The 3,507-nt window shown below is 33.8% G+C and carries 1 protein-coding gene; it reads right to left on the reverse strand.

The window, feature by feature from the left end; translation table 11 throughout:
- Positions 1-536: 536 nt before the first annotated feature.
- Positions 537-2,819: an Ig-like domain-containing protein gene (locus tag VJY32_RS14285; RefSeq protein ID WP_353678607.1), complete on the reverse strand. Its 2,283-nt coding sequence runs from the start codon at positions 2,817-2,819 to the stop codon at positions 537-539.
- Positions 2,820-3,507 lie beyond the last annotated feature (688 nt).

Here is a 3,507-nt window from a genome sequence, read left to right on the forward strand (position 1 = left end):
CTTAATTCTCTTGTTTTAAGAGACTCTTCCTCGCCTTCGGCGAGTCAGAATGACAATTCCACTTCTCCACTGTCATTCTGAGGAGTCTCACCGTAAGGTGGACGACGAAGAATCTAAAAACAATTTTACTTTTTTCTGTCATTCTGAGAAATTCGCCAAAGGCGAATGACGAAGAATCTAAAAAATAATTCTTTTTAGAGATTCTTCATTCCGCTTCGCTCCATTCAGAATGACTACATAAGTCATATAATCCGCATGAAATTTATCTCTCGCAGATTCCGCAGATTTACGCGGATTATTTCTGTATACTCAACACTTCCTATATTTTTTTTTCTTTCACTTTTACTTTGCGAACTTTGCCCCTTAGCGTTTTCTTTAACACAAAGTTCACAAAGTATTTCACAAAGTTCCACGAAGGATAAAACCTTTGTGTCTCTTTGTGCTGAACTTTGTGTCCCTTCGTGGTAAAAAATTATCTCAAAAAAAAGCCCCTTTCTTCAAGGGGCTTTTTAATTCTTCTCCTATATCCTATTCTCCTACTTCACATACATCATCTTCTTCATCATTACAAATCCATCTGCCTGTATCTTGTATATATACATACCCGTATTCAATCCTGTAGCATCAAAATTAACTCTGTGATATCCTGCCTGCATTATTCCATTTACCAATGTTGCTACTTCCTGTCCAAGTATGTTATATACCGACAACTTAACATGCGATTCCTTTGGAAGCGCAAATTTTATTGTCGTTGTTGGATTAAATGGATTTGGATAATTTTGCATCAACATGAACTCATTTGGTATTCCTGATTCTTCTTCTACTCCTGTTACTGTATCACTTACCTTTATTGTTCGTGTTGATGTTGCTGTCAATGAACCATCTGATACTTCAACTATAAGAATATAAGATTTTCCTGCCTGATCAGGAACTGGTTCCCATGTAAATAATCCTGTTGTAGAAATTTCACCAGGACCACTAACTTTTCTAAATGTTAACGGGTCGCCATCAGGATCTTCTGCTTTATAAATAAATTCAAAAGTAACAGGAACATTATGAACTGGAACTACCTGATTATTTGGTATTTCTACAGTGAATACTGGAGGTCTATTCACATTATTTACTACTATTGCTACTGTCTTTGTTGCAGATAATCCACCTTTATCTGTAACCTTGAATGTTACTGAATAAACACCTGCCTGGTCAAAATTTGGTTTCCATGAAAATACACCAGCAGCAGATAATGTAGCTCCTGTTGTAGCTGGAGTTGCTGTATATGAATATGTTAATACATCTCCTGTATTTGCATCTGCACCAATAAGTGTAATTGTCAATGTCTCATTTTCATTAACTGCAAATGTTGTCTGGTTTGGATTTAATGTTAATGTTGGAGCTACATTTGCTTCTGCAACTACAATTTGTGCAGGGTCAGCTGTTGCACCTGGAGTTCCAGTATTAAATTTGAATGAGGTGAATGTTAATTCCGTGCTTCCAGCTGCTTTTGCTTTACCTGTTAATTTCAATAATGTTCCACTTCCTGTAATATATGAACCGCTAGCTAATGAAAAGGTTACTGTTCCAGTAGTATTATTTACATTAATTGCGGCTATTCCACCAGAACTTAATGTAGATTCTAAATCATAATTTGTTATTTCAATTACGTCTTTATTAAATGATGCGGTGAAATCATAAGATAATACCTTTTGATCAGCTGTAATAGCTGTTGTCAAAATAGGTATTACAATATTATCACCTGCAACTGCTGTAACAGAACCGCCTTGAACTATCACTGCTGCTGTTTTAGCAGAACCAGAAGTAACTATAGCCCCTGGTATTCCAAGGTTGAATTTCAATGTATTCCCAAAATCTAAATTTGATGTCCCATAATTCTTAAATTTAATTTTTAGCTTTAATAAAGAACCTTCACCTGTTAATGGAGGATAACCTGCCCATGCTACTGTAACAGTTCCATTAGTTGTATCTGCATTTGCTGAAAGTATACCTTTGCCTTCTAACAATGTCCCAGTTGTTACAACCTCTGGAATTGAAATAATATTCTTGTCATAATTAAGTGTGAATTGAATTGCAGTAATATTTTTTGCACTTATATCATCAACGGTAATTGCAGCAAGTTTTTCTGTATTAATTGTACCAGCAATAATTGGTAATTTTACATTTACCGGAGAATTTGATATTGTTAATTCTGTAGTACTTCCATAAATATTAACATCCTGAACTAACAAATATTTAGAATTCGAAAGTGTCGATTCATACCATGGATATACCCTGATATATAAAGTATCCCCAGGATAAACATCTTTATTAATTTTAAAAGAAAGCAATTTTAAAACATTATTTAATAATGCTACTGGTTCTGAATTAATTCTTTTAGCATATTGGAATGATGCACGTGTATCATAAGCTACATTTACTTTCATATAACTTGTAGAGCCGCCACCTAAATACATAGTTATTGAGTCTGCATGCATTATATATCCCGATTTAGGAGTAACAGCAAACTGAACATATCTATTGTTTACCTGCTCAGTTTCATTACCCCAGGATATTGCGTTTGTGCCATCATTAGGCCACCATCTTTGAGTTGGTCCCAGTGGACCATTAGCACCTGTATAACTTCTAACACGAAATATTGAAGTACCTACTTCATTAATACCAATCACATTTACATGTTGTGAAGATACTTTTTGACTATCCGGTGGTATACACTTCCAGTTGACTAATACATTACTCTGTGCTTTTAATGTAACAAAACTTAATAAGATTAATATGAGATTAATTTTTAGAAATACTTTTTTCATTTTCACCTCCTTGGTGTTTAATTAAATTTTTTTATCAACAAACTTTTCCCTCTTCTTTATCATACTAAATTTTAATTTTCACTGAGCAAAATAATAATATTATTTTTTATTATCTAAAAATATTTTTCTTTTTGATTTATTTTATCGTTTACTAAGTGAAATTTATTTAACTTTTTTTTGTATTGCAATCAAAATTTTAAAACTTTTGAAATAAATTTTCTCATCTACTTCTCTCCTGTCATTCTGAGGAGTCCTGCCGATAGGCAGACGACGAAGAATCTAAAAACAATTCTACTTTTTTTCTGTCATTCTGAGGAATTCGCCAAAAGGCGATTGACGAAGAATCTAAAAAATAATTCTTTTTAGAGATTCTTCATTCCGCTTCGCTTCATTCAGAATGACTGTATTATTCTTTCCTGTCATTCTGAGTCCGCCATTTTTGGCGGATGAAGAATCTTAAAACCATTCTACTTTTTTTCTGTCATTCTGAGGAGACTACCGATAGGTAGACGACGAAGAATCTAAAAAAACTATTCTACATTTTTTAGAGATTCTTCATTCCGCTTCGCTCCATTCAGAATGACTGTATTATTCTTTCCTGTCATTCTGAGTCCGCCATTTTTGGCGGATGAAGAATCTTAAAACCATTCTACTTTTTTTCTGTCATTCTGAGGAGACTACCGATAGG

The sequence above is a fragment of the Rosettibacter primus genome, from assembly GCF_036860675.1.
Taxonomy (GTDB): Bacteria; Bacteroidota; Ignavibacteria; order Ignavibacteriales; family Melioribacteraceae; genus Rosettibacter; species Rosettibacter primus.

Coding starts and splice junctions, on each gene's coding strand:
- VJY32_RS14285 (WP_353678607.1), bottom strand. CDS start 2,819: ATGAAAAAAGTATTTCTAAAAATTAATCTCATATTAATCTTATTAAGT.